At 37.3% G+C, this 16,129-nt stretch carries 14 protein-coding genes; 7 read left to right on the top strand and 7 right to left on the bottom strand.

Features of this window, described 5'->3' with window-relative positions:
- From M899_RS06245 to M899_RS17580, 5 genes are all read right to left on the bottom strand, one after another.
- Window positions 1-578 (bottom strand): substrate-binding periplasmic protein (locus M899_RS06245; RefSeq protein WP_021270584.1); only part of this gene is annotated, 578 nt, incomplete at its 3' end.
- Between the two features lie 233 nt (window positions 579-811).
- On the bottom strand, window positions 812-1,459 hold the full coding sequence (locus M899_RS06250; protein ID WP_021270595.1) for a lysophospholipid acyltransferase family protein: 648 nt from the start codon (window positions 1,457-1,459) through the stop codon (window positions 812-814).
- Between the two features lie 70 nt (window positions 1,460-1,529).
- Window positions 1,530-2,636: an alanine dehydrogenase gene (gene ald / locus M899_RS06255; RefSeq protein ID WP_021270586.1), complete on the bottom strand. Its 1,107-nt coding sequence runs from the start codon at window positions 2,634-2,636 to the stop codon at window positions 1,530-1,532.
- A 126-nt stretch (window positions 2,637-2,762) separates the two neighbouring features.
- Entirely contained in the window at window positions 2,763-3,161 is a 399-nt protein-coding gene (locus M899_RS06260; RefSeq protein WP_021270589.1) for a hypothetical protein, read from the bottom strand.
- 12 nt (window positions 3,162-3,173) lie between these two features.
- Complete coding sequence (locus M899_RS17580) at window positions 3,174-4,565, bottom strand: M14 family metallopeptidase (RefSeq protein ID WP_021270596.1); 1,392 nt, start codon at window positions 4,563-4,565, stop codon at window positions 3,174-3,176.
- 146 nt (window positions 4,566-4,711) lie between these two features.
- Here M899_RS17580 and M899_RS06270 point away from each other — a divergent pair, with 146 nt between their 5' ends.
- From M899_RS06270 to M899_RS06300, 7 genes are all read left to right on the top strand, one after another.
- Complete coding sequence (locus tag M899_RS06270) at window positions 4,712-5,392, top strand: alpha/beta fold hydrolase (protein ID WP_021270582.1); 681 nt, start codon at window positions 4,712-4,714, stop codon at window positions 5,390-5,392.
- A 55-nt stretch (window positions 5,393-5,447) separates the two neighbouring features.
- Window positions 5,448-8,465, top strand: a complete 3,018-nt coding sequence (locus tag M899_RS06275) for a hypothetical protein (protein WP_021270580.1) — start codon at window positions 5,448-5,450, stop codon at window positions 8,463-8,465.
- A 101-nt stretch (window positions 8,466-8,566) separates the two neighbouring features.
- Complete coding sequence (locus M899_RS06280; RefSeq protein ID WP_021270600.1) at window positions 8,567-9,448, top strand: hypothetical protein; 882 nt, start codon at window positions 8,567-8,569, stop codon at window positions 9,446-9,448.
- Window positions 9,449-9,456: 8 nt separating this feature from the next.
- Window positions 9,457-10,404 carry a hypothetical protein gene (locus tag M899_RS06285; protein WP_021270597.1) on the top strand — a complete coding sequence of 316 codons (948 nt, stop codon included), beginning with the start codon at window positions 9,457-9,459 and terminating at the stop codon, window positions 10,402-10,404.
- 8 nt (window positions 10,405-10,412) lie between these two features.
- Window positions 10,413-11,273 (top strand): hypothetical protein, encoded by an 861-nt coding sequence (locus M899_RS06290; protein ID WP_021270581.1) that lies wholly within the window; start codon window positions 10,413-10,415, stop codon window positions 11,271-11,273.
- Between the two features lie 122 nt (window positions 11,274-11,395).
- Window positions 11,396-13,816, top strand: a complete 2,421-nt coding sequence (locus M899_RS06295; protein ID WP_021270591.1) for a hypothetical protein — start codon at window positions 11,396-11,398, stop codon at window positions 13,814-13,816.
- Between the two features lie 89 nt (window positions 13,817-13,905).
- Complete coding sequence (locus M899_RS06300) at window positions 13,906-14,403, top strand: hypothetical protein (RefSeq protein WP_021270593.1); 498 nt, start codon at window positions 13,906-13,908, stop codon at window positions 14,401-14,403.
- Here the strand turns inward: M899_RS06300 and lipB are convergent.
- Window positions 14,383-15,111: a lipoyl(octanoyl) transferase LipB gene (gene lipB / locus M899_RS06305; protein WP_021270578.1), complete on the bottom strand. Its 729-nt coding sequence runs from the start codon at window positions 15,109-15,111 to the stop codon at window positions 14,383-14,385. The genes M899_RS06300 and lipB overlap by 21 nt on opposite strands.
- Window positions 15,108-16,082 (bottom strand): lipoyl synthase, encoded by a 975-nt coding sequence (gene lipA / locus M899_RS06310; RefSeq protein WP_034728238.1) that lies wholly within the window; start codon window positions 16,080-16,082, stop codon window positions 15,108-15,110. The genes lipB and lipA overlap by 4 nt, the downstream gene beginning before the upstream one ends.
- Window positions 16,083-16,129: the final 47 nt, after the last annotated feature.

A 16,129-nucleotide genomic window follows, 5' to 3' on the forward strand; every position in this document is an offset into this window, starting at 1 on the left:
ACTCTCGGGCATTGTTCACCCTTTCTTTTCATCGTATCTAAAATAAATTCTAGTACATGATCATCAATGAAAATCATGTCGACACGACCACTGCATAGCTTGCGAATATTATCTTCATCACTAATGGCAAAATCTTTAATCAAACTGCGATCGTTATCAATAATAGGTGTGTTAACATATCCGCGCACAAGTCCAATTCTCTTTCCTGCAAGAGAAGTTTCATCTTCTAAAGCGCGTGAATTTTCAACTGCAAATAGGCCAACTGGTCCGTCTGCGAGGGCCTTGGTGTAGAAAAAATCTTTGGCACGAGATTCGTTATAGTATTCTGGAAAAATAGCATCATGAAGTCCATCGCGTGCTTCTTTAACTGCACGGGCCCAAGGTCTGTACACAAGTTCAAGTTTTATATTTTTCTTTTCAAGTTTGTTTTTGAGCTCTTTAGTAAAGGGGCCATGTTCCGGTAGATCTTTTGAAATATATGGGGGCCATTCCACTGTCACAATTCTAAATGTTTCCATGGCATTGATGGAAAAAGTTGCGAATAGGAATGTGAAAGTGGTTAATAGAGCGCCCTTCATGGCGCTATTCTAATTGTCTTTTGTGTTAAACGATAGGAATTTGAATTGTTATGATTATATCGTAAAGAATAATTTGGCCAAAAGATTGTTTTTTTATTTAGACCCTTGGGTGAGAAAATCAATAATATTGGAAGCTTAGTGTTTTAAGTTTAGAACTCTAAGGACTTAAAATTGTGGATGGTTTGAGAAAGAGGTAATGACTACTTGGAATTATAGGATAATGCTAGCGGCCCTTAGAGATTAAGGGCCTTGTACGCGATCAATTGGTCGACTTCATTCATTTTGACTTCGATCTCATTCATCTTTTTTTCGAAATCGTTTAGGTCACTTTCTATTTCAATTCCTTTATCGTAGTGAACGATAATGCGCGAAAATGGTTTTGGTAATTGAAATTTATCCCAGCTATTAAATTGAATGAATGATTTTGCTTTAACTGTATAAGGCACGATCACGCATTTTGATTCCTTCGCCATATTGATAATACCAGGCTTGATTTTTTTTGCAGGACCCTTTGGACCATCAACAGTAACAGCTCCAGGATAACCCTCTTTAAGAAATTCAATCATATCATTTTTAGCGGCCTGACCACCTTTGCAGACATCTCCCTTTCGAGATGAGCCTCTCACAACATGGTGACCTAGTTTTTTACAAGTGTAGGCAACAGGTTCGGCATCACCTGACTTAGATACAATAACCACAAAGCTATCATTTACTTGTGCAAGAATTCCTGGAAGTAAATTTTGGTGCCAAATGGCCAAGATAAAGTTTTTATTTTTTTCTTTTAATTCTTCTAGATTTTCTAATCCTTCATATTGAAAGCGATAAGATTTCTGTAAAAAAAGAGCGATAAAATAAATGATTTTGTTCAGGATGAATTTCATAGAGTTACTTTTAAAGTACGATTGAATGAAAAAGGCCCACGTTTTAGTGGGCCTTTATATGAATTTAAAATTAGATTTTAAGTTCTGTGTATGGAAGTCCTAGATCTTCAGCAACCGCTTTATAAACTAGGCCACCTTTGTAAACGTTGATACCTTTCTTAAGGGCCTCATCGTTTGCAGCAGCTTCTTCAACTCCAAGTTTAGCAATCTTTCTAGCGTAGTTTAAAGTTACGTTAGTAAGAGCGTATGTTGAAGTTCTTGCAACTGCACCTGGCATGTTAGCAACACAGTAGTGGATAACATCATCAACTAGGAAAGTTGGATTTTCGTGAGTTGTTGGCTTACAAGTCTCAATACATCCACCTTGGTCAACAGCGATATCTACAACAACTGAACCTTTTTCCATTTTAGAGATCATATCTCTTGTCACAAGCTTAGGAGCTTTAGCGCCTGGAATAAGAACAGCACCGATAACTAGGTCAGAGTTAATAACTGCGTTTTCGATATTGTCGATATTTGAGTATAGAGTAGTGATTCTGTTGTCAAATAGATCGTCTAGTTCAGCAAGTCTCTTCGCTGATAGGTCGATAGCAGTTACGTCTGCACCCATACCCATGGCCATTTTAATTGCGTTTGTACCAGCGATACCACAACCGATTACTGTTACTTTTGCTCTTCTTGTACCTGGAACACCACCAAGAAGAATCCCTTTTCCACCTTTATCTAATTGAAGGTAGCTTGCACCAATTTGAGTTGCCATTCTTCCTGCTACTTCAGACATTGGAGTAAGAAGTGGAAGTGAACCGTCAGCTGGTTGAATAGTTTCGTAAGCAATACAAGTTGCTCCCGACTTCATTAGACCTTCTGTTTGAGCAGGGTCTGCAGCAAGGTGAAGGTATGTGTAAAGAATATGGTGCGGCTTAAGGCAAGCGATCTCTCTTGGTTGAGGCTCTTTTACCTTGATAATCATATCTGATTTTTCGAATACTTCTTCAAGTGAACCAACGATAGTTGCACCAGCATTGATATAAGCTTCGTCATCGATACCAATTCCTGTACCAGCTTTTGTTTCAACAAAAACTTGGTGTCCATCCATCACTAACTGACGAACGCCACCTGGAACTAGACCAACTCTGTTTTCATTGTTTTTAATTTCCTTAGGAACACCAATTTTCATGGTTCAAAACTCCTTAAAATTGTTAGATATAAGCCCCACGACTATAAACATTTTGGCGCTGTTTTAAAAGGAAAAAAACGCAGTATGAAACTGCGTTTTAATAAGGTAAGTGATTGAAATTTTAGCTTATTGGTTGATTTTCGCTATATCTTTTATAGTAAGGTAGTAAAAATCACCTGTTTCTTGTTCAACAAAGTGAATGCGACCGTTATTAAAGAGTGCGTAGATTTGTCCAGGATTTCCCCATTTGTCTACGACCATTTGGTATTCGCAAAATTCTTGATAACACTCTGTAAGAGTGCCTAGCTCTGAAAGTTTAAAATTGTATTTTGCTGGAACATTTATTAGGGCAACATCGGCCGTATGGTTATCATAAATTTTTACAACTTCACCAAAGTAGCCAATATTGTCGGAAACAATATTTTCTTCGCAAATATTATCCAAGCATCGTGGCGCTGAGTAAGCACTTGCCAAAGTAAGGGGAAGTGTAAGAGTAGAGAGTAGTAATACTTTTAAAAATTTCACAAAGGCTCCTTCTTATAGGGTGATATTCATTCTTTCGTTTTCAATAGAAATTGTTTTTACGCTTAAAACTTCATTTTTGTTTTTAACTGTTAATTTATATTCACCCTTATTCAACACAATATGAAAACCACCTGTTGGATTTACTCTATAGTCTTGTACTTTTTCGCCATTGATTTTTGTGACTTCAATCGTTGTATCTTGAATATTTTCAGTTGAAGTAATTGTTCCTCTTACACCTGGTCCATCAAGACGAGAAAGAAGTCTAAGCCATGCTGGACGATTTCTTTCTACAGTTTTATCACGCCATTTTGCATAACTTGGTTGGAAACCTTGAGCACGTGAATTCACTTCTATTACGTAAGGGATAACTTGATATTCGTTATACATCCAATCAATGTCCGAGCCATCAACTGAGTAAAGTAGCTCCCATGCTGTTCCCGCTTCATAACCAATAAGGTCACCGATTTCTTTTCCAATTGGCTCGATGATATCTTTTGTCTGAGCTCTTTCTCCGTTACATCCCATAGGATAAATGACGATTTCAGAATATGAGTGATAAGAAATATCAAATACTGGTCTGATGTTTTTAACAAGATTCATAAGAGCTTGAGTTTCTGGCTCAGAACCAGCTGTTGGGCCTCTGTAAGTATCAGACCATGTGCTTGCGCTAGAGCCACGACATGTTCCCCATTTGTAGGGATAGTTTCTGTTAATATCAACACCATGACCATAGTTTGTATTCTTTCTCCACATACGTGAACCATCCCAAACTTTTTGATTCCCATCAACATTAAGCATTGGCACAATCCAAATTTGATTGTTGTTTACGTAGTGTTTGATTTTTTCATCAGAATTATAGTTCTTTGTTAATTGCTCTATAATATCCAAAGATACTTCTGGTGACATGACTTCACGTGCATGGTGCATACTGTTGAAGAGAATTGCTGGTTCAGATTCTTCATTGAGTTCAGGATTATCAGAAATTTTAAGAGCGTAAATCTCTCGTCCCTCAGATGAGCGACCTATAACATGAACTTTTGCTATATGAGAGAAGTTCTTTTCTGTATTTTTTAGAATGTCTTCGATTTCAGAAGGACTTTTATAGTCGTCATCTAAACCCTTGCGATCTAATTTTGAAAAATCAATTTCGACATGAAGGCCCATTGCCTCAAGCTTAGATACTTCTTCTTTTGTTAGGAGGAGGTCTACAATATTATTCTTTCTATCCACACCGGCGATGTCGATATCAAGGCCTTGAATCATTTTCATTTGCTCTTGGTAGTTCTTTAATTTTACAGAACCTACAAATGAATTATTCTTATCGCTGTGAGTATGAGCAAAAGTTTGTGCAGATAGCGAACAAAGGCCTAGTGCCATCGCTAAAGAAAGCGTCTTGAAGTTCATCAGTTCCTCCTGAACTAAATGGAATAAATATCTTCTATTATCGTTTACAACAATTTTGCTTTCAATAAATGTCAACAAATGAAAGATTGCATGAGTAAAGTAGTTTTCTATTTGAAAGGATTCAAAATTTTTAATAGACTAGGGCCATGGTTACAAAAACAACAATTCATTCGCAAGGTGTCGAGTTAGAAGTCCTTTTCACAAATGAGATGGGGGAGAGAGAAATACTCTTCATTCCCGGAATGGGAGGGTGCGCTTCAAGTTTTGCACGCGATATGGATGAATTCTCCCATGAGTTTTGTGTAAGCTTTACGCCAAGAGGAAGAGAAGGCAGCTCTGCTCCAGATGAAGGTTACTCCTTGGATCATCATGCTGAAGATATTTTGGCGGTAGCGCGCGAGCTTGGTGTAATCAGACCGATAATTATAGCCAATTCACAAGGTGTTTTATGGGCCTTAAGGGCCATTGAAAAAGGTCTTAATGCCAAGGCCTTTTTGGCCATTGATCATGGTCCCCATATGGTGGAGCTCTCAGATCATTGGTTTGAAACTGCCAATCATAAATATTCTCCTTTTCATGCCCAGGCCCTTAAAGGTCTGCGCCAAGAGTATCGCCCAATCGATCTCTCTGTTGCATGGAGGTCTCTATCTTGTCCGTTCTTATTGCTCAAAGGACTCAAAGAAGGAAGTCATGTCAGCGCTGAGGATGTGAATTATTATCAAAATAATTTGAAAAACATTGAAATCATTGAACTTCCTCACTCTGGTCACGGTCTATCCAACGATGATGAGCACATTTTGTGGGAAAGGCTCAAACAGATTCTATAGTTTTTAAGTCAAGTTCTGTCATGAATGAACCGAATAGACTTCCATAGGGAGTTTTATGGATGTTCTTAGAATATCGGCCATAACTAAGCTTGATACTATTCATGCTATCTCACGCTGTGCTTTTGTATATGGAACAAAAGGCATCGGGAAGACATCCCTCGTTTCTTCATGGTTAAAGTCTAAGGGAGCAAAGATCCTGTGGATAAGTCTCGAAAGACAAATTCCTTTTGAAGAAGTTTTGGCCTATGAAGTTGATGAAGAGGCCAATGGGAAATCGGCAGAGTGGTTGCTTAGAAAATTATCAAAGAAGTGGGACGAATATGACTATGTTGTCTGGGATAATTTTCATTTTCTATCCGAACATCTCAAAAAAGTTCTCGTAAGTTTTGTAAGCTCACGCCCACAATTTCCGAAACAATTTATTTTAAGCGACGAAATAATGGCCCATAATTATTTTCCAGAAATTGGAAGAATAGAAGTCGAGCCTTTTTCTGTTGCAGAAGTTTCTGAATTCTTTGAAAATCAGCTTTCAAAAGAGGAGCTTGCCAATGTTTATGCAAAAACGTCTGGAATTCCTCTTCTTCTCGGCCTGTATTCACTATCAAAAGAAGGTCTTAGTAGTTTTATTAGTAGTTCATTAGAAGAGTTAGATGAAACTAAAAATTCTTTTTTAAAATCTTGGGCCGTTTTGGGGAGATCGATAAATGAAAGTGAATTTCTATCTCTTGCTGGTGAGTATGATCTCGATACGGCCATACTTGTAGAGGAACTTTCGGGCCGCAATATTTTAAAGACCCATGGTCGACTCGAAACGAAATTATTTGAGCTACAAAAACATATCGAAGTTTATTTCTTAGAAAACCTCTCTCCAAAAGAGATTTCAGATATTACAGCAAGACTTGTCTTATCTATTAGTAGTGATAGTGAAAACGTCATTGAATCACTATCTTTATCTTTGTCCACGATGAATTTGGACGTTATTAAAAAGACCCTCAATGGCCTTCCGGTAAATCTTGGTCTACAGGGACTAGAAAGTATTTCATTTGAAGTTCAAAGTGAGTTGCTTGAGCTGATTGATAAGGCGCTGTCTCTTAAAAATTTAAATGTCATTGAAAAAGTTATTTTGAATCGTTTTTTAATGAAACTGCAGATTGTACGAGGAAATCGAGATCGTGCAATTTCTGAGATTACACCTTTTATCGAAAAGTTTCTCAATGTTGAAAAACTAAGCGAACACGAAAAACAATTTATATGTGAATTTACGACTTTTTTAAATTCTTACTATAAGTCTGAAATTGCGCAAAAATTATGTGAAAGAGTCATTCCACATGTGGACTTTGAGACGGCATCCTATCTTAAAATAGAGAGGGCCGTTTCTAAAATGCAGAGTGATTTTAAAATGTCTTTAGAGATTTTGCTGGAACTGCAAAAAGAAATTGTACACTCTGATTTGAATGAAAATCCAAAAATTCTAAGTATGCTCTCTTTTCAACTAGCTCGTTCATTCTATCATCTCAACGATAATAAAAAGGCCCTTGAGTACTATGAAAAGGCCGCTCTTTTATTTAAGGAAAGAGGTAATCTCTATTATCACGCCATGTGTACGATGAACACTTTATGGATTTATTTAAGAGATGAGAATTTTGAAAAACTAGAAAAAGCAGTTGATGATATTTATCCTTATGCAGAAGACTTCTCCCATGGATTAGTTCTCGCAGGATTGAATCTAATTAAAGCAAAAGTTGCTCGCCATAGATTACAGCTAAAAATCGCCCGTGAAAAAATTGATCTCTCAATTGATTATTTGGGAATTAAAGGACCTTATTTTTCATTAAAAGATGTACTAAGTGAAAAGGTCCGTATTTGTCTTTTGCGTGAAGAGCGTATTGAGGCAGAACAAACATTTGACCTTTTAATTAAAAAGGCAAGAGAGCATGGCAAAGAGGAAGACGAAGATTTAGGACTTCTGCAAAAAGAGATTTCATCAATAGATTTATCTCAAGATGAAATCATTGAGCTGTGGTCAGAGGTCGTTTTCAAAACGGGAATTGAACCTTACGGTGCAAGGTTTCTTCTAGAATTTGGACAATCGTGTGACAATATTCCAGGTACTGCATTATATAGTGCTTATAGTATCCTAGGGAAGCTCAGAGCACAGCTTTCAAATGGTGCTACAAAAGAAGAGTGTCTAGGTCAAATTGGTCGTTTAAAAAAAGTTGTTGCCGACGACCTTAATTTTTTCACTCTTTTTGCTGACCTTTTTGCTCTTCATTGTGGTGAAGATATTTCATTTGACGTTAAGACCATTGATGAATGGTCTGCTGATGAGAGAGTGAAGAATATTTATAGAATTTGGTATGATCAAATTAAAAAGAATAATGCCAATTTCAAGTGGAATGATTTTAGAAAAGGTGATGTGGCCAAGCTCAAGAGCTTTATTGAGCATAGTTTCGGTGGTTCTGCCAATAAATATGAAAGAATTGAGAATGGAGAGTTGTCTCTTTGTTCTGAAATCCAAGAGAATATAAAGACACTCAAAGGTCAATTTCTCTTTATCGAAGATACAGGTGAATTGTATTTTGATGGTAAAGAGATCAAAGATATCGCAAAGAGGACCCAGCTTAAAAAATTTCTCCTTGGACTGTTAGAAGTATCACCAGGTGTCCTCGTAAAAGATGAGATCACTACACTCGTATGGGGTGATATCTATGACCCACTTATCCACGATGCAAGAATTTATACCTCCGTTCAACGTTTGCGAGAGCTCTTGCAAAGTGACGATTGTATTGTGAATGCAGAAAATGGTTACGGGTGGAATTCTAAGAAAAAATTTATTCTATATCGTTTGCGCAGAGATAAAGCGAAGATTGCATCAAATAGGAATCAGGCCCTCATTCTCAAATGTATGGAACATGCTAAAGAATTTGGACAATATGAAATAGGGCGCTCTTTTCTTGTTGAGAAAACAGGCCTGTCAGAAAGTTCAATTAAGCGTGAAATCACCCAACTTCTTCATAACAACCATCTTGTAAAAGTAGGTGCTGGTCGTTCGGTTAAGTATAAATTGCCGTAATTATGCAAATTATTCGGCCCATAATTGTCATATTTCCTCGGCCTTAAAAATTCATTTTCGTTCTAAATTCCTTGGGAGGCAAAAAACCTAAGGAGTTTAAAATGAAGACTTTAAAAATTTTATCAGTAAGTTCAATTCTCGCACTAAGTGTACTTTCAAACAAACAAGTCGCTGCGGCCAATATGTGTCCAGCAAAACTTTTTCCTCTAACTGACTCGACATCAGTTCATAAAAATGATCAAGGTCGCGCAGAAATTTATGATTTTTACGATCACTGTCTAGGAGTACTTTCAAAAATTAATTCTGAAGCACGTATTGCAGTCGATGAATGGAAACACGGAAGACGTCTAGAAGGAGTTAAAAGAATTAAAGATGCCCTTAAAAAAAGTGTAGGAAGACTTTATCTTAATCAAACAGATATCCCTCCATATACAGCTCAAACTCTTGTGGCGGCCTATAATATTAGTCGCGTGCTTGAAGCATCTGTGGCACAAAATATTTCACGTAAGTATGTGGCCATTCAAGTTGAATTTATGACTCTTACAAAATTAGTAGAGCTTGCCAATTGGTCATACCAATATGTTGATGCTCCTTACTATAATGAAGTGGTTGATTCATACCTTGATGATTCTTTCTTCAAAGCAGATTTTCCAATTGAATACTTTAGAAATGTGAAAGACTTGAGTGCAAAATACATCTCAATTCTTGATCAGATCAATGGTGCACTCGCAGACAATACAACTGAGCTTGATGTGACTTATGCTTTTGTTCGCTCTATCTCTGGACTTATCGATAATAGCGTTTATAGAAGACAGTTTTGCAGCGCTAAGGGCAAGGCAGATGGCATTATGAATATCATTTCACGCTTTAGATGTGGTGATATTTCTGTTCCATCAAAAAGAAAAGTCGATCTTATCCGTTCTGAAGTCCTAGAGTTACAAAGAGTGATCGAGGGAACTCATGTTGGATACAGAGGTTGTTAGGAGGCATTATGAAAAAGAGTATGAAAAACACAATACGATTTGGAATGATAACTACAGTTGCTATTCTTGGGTCTTTTGTTTTTATGAACAAGGTGCATGCAACAGATAGAGGTAATATAGAGCAGTCTAATATTGAAGAAGTCCTTTCAAGTATGGTGCGTGAGCAACAAGTGAAAAAAAGGGTAGTTCTTGAAAATGGTTATTATGAAGTTCAAGGCATTAATAACTCAAACTTTAATGGTTATGAATTACTTGTTGATAATGCTGAAAATAACACAGACAAGATCCTGGCCGTTTTAATTCCTAAAAGAGTGAGAAAGGGATCAGAGAGTGGCTTTGGTTATTTTTATGAAGGGCGCAGTGTGAAGAAAGGCTCTTCTATGATGCTTGCTCCAATCAATATTACAAGCAATGGTAATTTAAATATTGATTCTGAAATGGATACTCGCTCTCCTGTGCTACTCGTTTCAAAAGGCAGCATGGGAAAATTCAACTATGAATTTGTTATTCAAGGTAAAAACGGTGCACTTGATGGAGCGTTGCTTGGCCTTGTTAGAAGAGGAGATAAGAAAAAACATCCTAAACTTAGAGCAACTTCTAAAAAGGGTTACTTTGCGAGCGGCAGTCATAAAAATGGACCAGAGTTAGTCGTTGTTGGCACAGAACTATCAATTTATAAAAATGGTTCTTCAGAAAAAACTTACGAAATGATTCAGCTTAATGGTGATGATATGTTCTCTGCACTTGTCGTATCTGAATTTGACACTATGGCCGAGTACGATGTGAGTTATGAAGGCGTAAATAAAATTGCAATGTTCTTCGACACCTATAGTGGCAAAGAAGAATCTGTCATTATCGCAACTCCCACTCATGATGTTGGTCGCTACAGAATGACTGCATATGACAGTGGAACTTTGAGTTGGATTAAAAAACTATTCATCAACTTATTTGATTAGGAAGAATTATGAAAAATATATTTATACTTATTGTTTTATTAATGTCTGCAAAAACATTTTCAATGGATGGCCTGAGTTTGTCGAGTGGTCTAGGTGAGGGCGAAGAAATCACGGCCCAACAAGAATCGCTCATTTTTGATGTGAAAATGGAAAGTGATCTTGAAGGTGTAGGAACTCAAGGTTCAGGTTTAGAGGATTTAGAGCAAACAATTCTCGACTCATATAGTGCTAAAGATATGATTCGTTACGCTCTTGATAATCGTCTTGATTACAGTTTAGGTGATCGTATTAAATTTTTAGACTCTAAGGCCCAAGAAATTGTAAAAATCTCTGACAACCAAGAGGATGAAAAGTTTTTAAGAATTTCCCTAAATCGTACTCGTGAAATGGCAAGACTTACTCTTGGGATCATGGGAAAGGCCCATCAAGAGTCTGTGAGATTTATTGCAAACTTTTATAAAGAAGGTTTTGAAATGGCCTACTCCGTTGTTAACGACAATACCTTTTTGAGTGACAGAGATATGGATCTGTTTATGAAAGAGGGAACAAACGTAACAAGCGCAGAGTTTGGAAGAATGATGGCCCTTAGAATGTGGAATTATTCATCTGGTTTACAAGCAGATGCCTCTAAGGCGGTTTTTCTTGTAAAGCTTGTCCAATATTTAGGGGCCGACCTAGCAGGAGATCTGCGTGTGCGTGAACCTGCAATTGCAAAGAGCCTTGCTGATGTGATCGCCATTAAAAAGGGTCGCGTTTACAAGAATGTTTTAGTTAATCTTCAACGCAATAAGATTCCATCAAACGAAGATTTGGCCTCTCTCAGAAAAGAGATTTGGCGTCTTATTCGCAATATGAATCAACGTTTTTAAGAAATTGGCATAATTAATGCACTTTATTCAGATGTTACTAGATTTTGAGTAGTTAGAACCTCTTTTTTGACTAAAAAGTAGTCACCTGACTAAGTAACATCTGAATTTAATTCGGAGGAATTGTGAAACTAACATCAACCCTGGCCATCCTAATGCTTCTTGTTCCAGCACTGAGCTTTGCCGATCTTTCTGATCGTTTGCCAAGATCACTTGTGGAGCAAATGGTAAAAAACAAAACATGGTCAATGGACTTTGATGATGATTCACACCCAAAAACTCGTGATGTCGCGGAATTTGTAGCCCTAATTGAGGGGCAAAATTCAAGCACTCAAGTCGTTATTCAAAACTTATTTTCAAATAGAAATGCAAAAGTCACTTTGTCTGAAACATATCCTGTTAAAACCCAGATATTAAGATATTACGCCGATCACAAGAGTACTAAGTTTATTCAAAAAGTGAAGAACTCTTGGATTAAAGAATACACGAATACTATCCTCTCTTTAGTCAAAGTTATTGGTGGCAGTGAGTACACAAGCTATGTGAAAAATTTTGAAAACGCCATTGTAAAGGGTGATATTCGCGTTGAAGATCTCTCTGAAGGTCTGCGAAACCGCCTGGCCGGTCATGGGCACGGTCATAGCAGTGCTAAAGAGCTTCTAAACAAAGATAAGCATGGAAATTTCACAGTAAGTGGAGTTTACAATAAAGAAAGAAATATTTTTGCCATCGATCTTGCGAGAAGATCAATGGAAGAGACGATTGTGACTTTTGTTCATGAAATGATTCACGCTAGTGATGCAGAAGTTAAAAAGAATGAGGCCGTAGTCATTCAATCTTTGCCTCAAGTTGTAACTCTTCTTTCTAAGAAGACAGGTGAGAATCAACACCTTTCTTTTTTGGCCCTAGATGAAATGCGCCAGTTTTTCTTCGAAGGTAATCTCGCTAAAATTGATTCGGCCCTTAATGCCAGTGAACAAGCGCCACCAAAATCTAACTCACTGAAGCTTAATACAAATGAAGAACAACTCGTTCGCCAGTGGATCAAGGCCCTTATTAGAACGACTGTTCTTAATGAGTACCATGCCTATGGTTTATCTCTTAAATTTCTCTATAAATTAAATAATGAAATCGACCTCGTTTTTGGTAACGTGGAATCATATAAAAAGATCATTAAGCGTTTTGCTAATGGTGATGACGTATTTATTGCCGAGATGGGATATCTTATGAATCCTTTCCAATCGATGAAATCAATGGTGTTAAGGTCTAAAAAATCACCAGCGCAAAAGTCGACTTTAGCGAAAATCGCCAATGATCTTGAAAATATTTATGTCGAAGAATTAGAAAGATACCGCGACTCTAATAAAGGGTACTCTAATTCAATTAAACTGATCACTCTAAAAGAAAGACAACGTGGTCAAGTAGACGCATGGATGGATGATTTGTCATTACCGACAAATCCTTACCAAATTCTAACTGCGAAAATTACAACAGCATGGATTTATCGCTTTAAAGAAAATATTGAACTCGTAAACAAATACTTTATGTCACAAAACTCTTCTTTAGTGGCCCTGTCGTTTGGTGTTCTTGATCTTCACGATGTGAACCAAGGTGAACTAAAACTTATCGGTGTTCAATGGGAAGATTCTAAATTTCAAAATGTAGATGATGAAGTTTCAGATCTTGTTAAAATGGATTTAGATTTAATTCCACAAGAGATCAAAGAATACTTCCAATTGTACCAATGGAGCCCAAGTGTTCTAGAAGATCATAAGGAATCATCATATATATCTGCAGATGCAGTTATCGCCAATCTTCTTCGTTTAAAGTTACTTAAACTTTCTATCTGGTTTGATAATAACTTTGAGGCCTGGAAACATTCTTTAGTTGGTTCTAAAGTCTTTGTAGAAAAGCTTCGTTCTGGAATTTATGTCAATCCTGAAGATATCGATGACGTAAGAAGCCGCGAACTCGAGGATGAGCTTATTGAGATCCTAAGAACCGGTGATATGACTAAAGATGAAGTGGCCAATTTAGAATTTATGCTTAAAGGCCTTTTGACTCTCTATAAATCCGCAGAAGGTATTAAGTGGAGTTCTGTTTCTAGTAAGACGATGCAAAAAATTCAATTTATCGAAAGAATGCTTGAAGGTGTAGGTGTTTATGGCTCGGATAAATCAAGCGAAGATTCAATTAACGAAGTAAAAGATGCTTTCCAAGCTCAACTTTCGAAATACAAAGACTATTGTAAGAGCAATAAGGATTTCTACAATTTTAAAGGGGTGGGCCAATTCAAAAGCCGGGATGATTTTTCTCTCAATGGAGAATCATTTAAGCTGATGCTTACTTGTAATAATAAAGAACTCTACGCTGTAAGACAGCCCGGAGATTTCACTCGTTATATGACTTTATCTTTTTCAAACGACAAACGACTTGCGGCCAAAATCTTTAAAGGGTCCCGTAAAATTATCTTGGCCCCTGTGAATGATAGCCGTTCTCAAGAGGCGCCAAAGAAGAAAAAGAAAGGGTTTTTTGGCCTGTTTTAGGGAACTTATACGGTCCATAATTGTTTGAATATGTGAGTAAATGAAAAATTAGAATCTGATTAAATGGTTATACAAAATAGGAGTTATCTATGAACATTAAAAACTTACTTATCGTTTCCTTAGTCATCCTTCTCGGTAATTCGGCCATCGCTGGTGGACAACTTGAAATTGGTAAAAAAGATGCCAAAAAAAGAGCAACTAAAATTGTGGCCATCGGTAATACTGGCTCTAGAGATGTGAATAAGCTATTAAACGACTTCTATCGTGGAAGTGATTATAAAGCGCTTATGAGTCATTCAAAAAGTCTTTTAATCGAAAACTGTGAATCTACAAGATCAGCTTGTTCTGATGACAGTTTAATTGATCTTAAAACTAATATGGTGAATTCTCTTCTTGGGAATTCTGATGAGAAGTCTATGCAAGGTGAAGGTGGATGGAACTTTGAAGGGCGTATTTCAAGACCTGACCTTACTCAAATCGAGTCGATCCTAACAAACTTTCTTCTTCTAAATATTGAGAAGATTGATGGTCACTCTGAAGACGCTCTTGAAGCAATCTTCGAGCGCCTAAGAAAAGATATCAGATAATTTTTTTGTGAGTGAGTTTTGAACTTCATCAAAACTCACTTTTTTCTCAGTCAATTGACTAAGAGGAGCGTAATAGCTGCCTGGTAATCCGCAAGGAAATACTCTTCTCAAGACATCTTCAATCACTTGGTCTCTTTCTAAATTTAGGGCCAATCCATGATAAGAAACAAATCTTTTGGCCGAAAGTCCAATTGAAGCGATCTTCATTTGTCCTGCCCATAATCCTAAAAGATCAGTGCGCACATTCAGATTTTCTAATTGATATAAATCTTCAAGAGAGCTTTTTGTTTTCTCTAAAACGGTAATAAGAAAATCAAAGACGCGAAGTTTTTTATTTTCTAGCGAAACGATAGGGTAGAAAACCAATTGGCCTTCATGATGAAAAGTTATCCCGCCACCTCTTTTGATATGGTGGACTTTAACGGGCAATTGTTCTTCTAGCGCCAAGTTAAAGTCGATGAGATTAATCTTGTCGTCTTTGGTTCTTTGCAGCCCTTTTCCAAGGGTGAGACAACTTGGGTGGTTACAGAAAATAAAAGCACTTTCACTTTTGTTTTCATAAACTCTTTCAACCATTTCTTCTTGAAAATCATGGGCGAGTTGATAATCCCATGATTTTTTTGTGACAATAAGGCAGCTGCCAATCACTTCGAGGTTAGATTCACATAGGCCGTATTTTCCTAAGTCTAATCCCTCTAGGAGCTTCATTTTAAGTGTCCCTGCGCTTTTAAGTGGTCCATATAGTCAGAGGCCTTATAACTGCTTCTTACAAGAGGACCTGAGGCCACAAATTTAAAGCCCATTTCATAGGCCTTCTCTTTTAAATATTCAAACACCTCAGGTTTATAATACTCCACAACAGGTAAGTGGCGAGGAGTAGGGCGTAGGTATTGTCCAAATGTAACGATATCAACGTCGATGGCCCTAAGGTCTTTCATCGTTTCAATTAATTCCTCTACCGTTTCACCAAGACCCACCATAAGTGATGTCTTTGTGCTGATATGAGGGTATTTCTTCTTATAGTACTCAAGGCATTTTAATGTTTGCTCATAACCCGCACGTCTATCGCGCACAACGTGAGTTAGTCTTTTTACTGTTTCAACATTTTGGGCAATAACAAAGGGGTTACTCTTAGCAAGTGTGTCCATATGTTCTTCCACGCCATTGAAGTCGGGAATAAGAACTTCCACTAGTGTATCTGGTCTACTTTCAGCAATGGCCCTCACAACGTTGGCAAAGTGTGATGCCCCGTAGTCAGCTAAATCATCTCTATCCACAGAAGTGACAACGAGATATTTCAGGTTCATTACTTTAACCATTTTGGCAGCATTGGTGATCTCGTTAAGATCGAGCTTGCCGCCTGGATTTCCTGTATCAACGTGACAAAACTTACAGGCCCTCGTACACGTTCCTCCTAGGATCATGATTGTGGCCGTTTTAGAGGCCCAGCACTCGCTGATATTAGGACAAGAGGCCTCTTCACAAACTGTCCAGAGATTGTTCTTTTTAAGCTCTGTTTTGATTTCTTTGTAATTGTCTCCTGTCGGGAGCTTTACTTTGAACCAATCGGGCTTTTTTTCAATCTCGACTTTTTTTGTGTAAGTGGTTCTGGCCTTGATTTTCTTATCAAGAACCTTCTGCTTTTCTGCTTCGTAGTTGTATTTGTTTTCGTTATCCATGGCCTTCTTATAATATGAAATCAAATATTTGTCCTAGTTTTTGAGGC

It is taken from the genome of Bacteriovorax sp. BSW11_IV (genome assembly GCF_000447755.1).
Classification (GTDB): domain Bacteria; phylum Bdellovibrionota; class Bacteriovoracia; order Bacteriovoracales; family Bacteriovoracaceae; genus BSW11-IV.

Excerpts from the sequence above, each read along its gene's own strand:
- M899_RS06250 (WP_021270595.1), bottom strand. The coding sequence starts at position 1,459 with ATGAAATTCATCCTGAACAAAATCATTTATTTTATCGCTCTTTTTTTA.
- ald (WP_021270586.1), bottom strand. The coding sequence starts at position 2,636 with ATGAAAATTGGTGTTCCTAAGGAAATTAAAAACAATGAAAACAGAGTT.
- M899_RS17580 (WP_021270596.1), bottom strand. The coding sequence starts at position 4,565 with ATGAACTTCAAGACGCTTTCTTTAGCGATGGCACTAGGCCTTTGTTCG.
- M899_RS06270 (WP_021270582.1), top strand. The coding sequence starts at position 4,712 with ATGGTTACAAAAACAACAATTCATTCGCAAGGTGTCGAGTTAGAAGTC.
- M899_RS06275 (WP_021270580.1), top strand. The coding sequence starts at position 5,448 with ATGGATGTTCTTAGAATATCGGCCATAACTAAGCTTGATACTATTCAT.
- M899_RS06280 (WP_021270600.1), top strand. The coding sequence starts at position 8,567 with ATGAAGACTTTAAAAATTTTATCAGTAAGTTCAATTCTCGCACTAAGT.
- M899_RS06285 (WP_021270597.1), top strand. The coding sequence starts at position 9,457 with ATGAAAAAGAGTATGAAAAACACAATACGATTTGGAATGATAACTACA.
- M899_RS06290 (WP_021270581.1), top strand. The coding sequence starts at position 10,413 with ATGAAAAATATATTTATACTTATTGTTTTATTAATGTCTGCAAAAACA.
- M899_RS06300 (WP_021270593.1), top strand. The coding sequence starts at position 13,906 with ATGAACATTAAAAACTTACTTATCGTTTCCTTAGTCATCCTTCTCGGT.
- lipB (WP_021270578.1), bottom strand. The coding sequence starts at position 15,111 with ATGAAGCTCCTAGAGGGATTAGACTTAGGAAAATACGGCCTATGTGAA.
- lipA (WP_034728238.1), bottom strand. The coding sequence starts at position 16,082 with ATGGATAACGAAAACAAATACAACTACGAAGCAGAAAAGCAGAAGGTT.